Here is an 899-nt window from a genome sequence, read left to right as displayed (position 1 = left end):
TGAAATGGAAATGAAAAAACTATCCAATAATCCTTATGTCAAGTCTATAAGTTCAAAGAGTATTACGTACACGGATGAGTTTAAAAGGATTTTTATAGCTGAAAATGAGAATGGAAAATTACCAAGACAGATTTTTGAGGAGAATGGTTTTGATGTTGAAGTCCTTGGTATCGTCAGAGTTCAAAGGGCTGCCTCTAGATGGCGAACTGCTTTTAATGAATCAGGAGTATTGGGTCTTAGGGATACGCGTAAAGATAATCTGGGGAGACCAACTCAGAAGGAGCTTTCCCTTGAAGAAAAGAATGCTAGATTAGAAGCTCAAATTCAATTATTGAGAGCTGAGAACGAGTTATTAAAAAAGTTAGACATGATGGAAAGGGGGCTGGAGAAAAACGAGTAAAAGTCTCTGCTGCACAGAGGTTTCTTTTAATTCGTTCGGTAATTGAAAAGTATAAGCTTAAAAATATGGTGAGTTTCCTATGTGGGATTTCTGGAGTATCACGCTCAGGTTATTATCGTTATTTTTCCCAAGAATCTCAGGAAAGAAAAGGTCGACGGGAAAAAGAAGATTTAATATTAAAAGAAAATATCCTAAAAGCATTTAATTTTAAACGGCGTAAAAAGGGTGCACGTCAGATTAAGATGACATTAGAGGGACAGTTTCAACTTACATATAACTTGAAGCGAATCCGAAGGATTATGAAAAAATACAAGATTGTATGTCCTATCAGAAGAACCAATCCTTATCAAAAGATGTTGAAAGCTACTCAAGAACACTCCATACTGCCAAACTTATTAAAACGAGAATTTAAACAAGCAACTCCAGGAAAAGTATTACTCACCGATATTACATATTTATATTACAGTAATAGAAAAAAGGCTTATTTATCCACTATTAA

Annotated in this window: 1 pseudogene; it reads left to right on the top strand. The window is 34.6% G+C overall.

Going from position 1 to position 899, the window contains the following annotated elements:
* A pseudogene (locus tag M3221_RS25420) lies at positions 1-899 on the top strand (IS3 family transposase); the annotation flags it as partial.

Source organism: Domibacillus indicus (assembly GCF_023715895.1).
GTDB lineage: Bacteria > Bacillota > Bacilli > Bacillales > Domibacillaceae > Domibacillus > Domibacillus indicus_A.
Note: the sequence above shows the minus strand (reverse complement) of the source record. Positions and strands in the feature narration are given on the sequence as shown.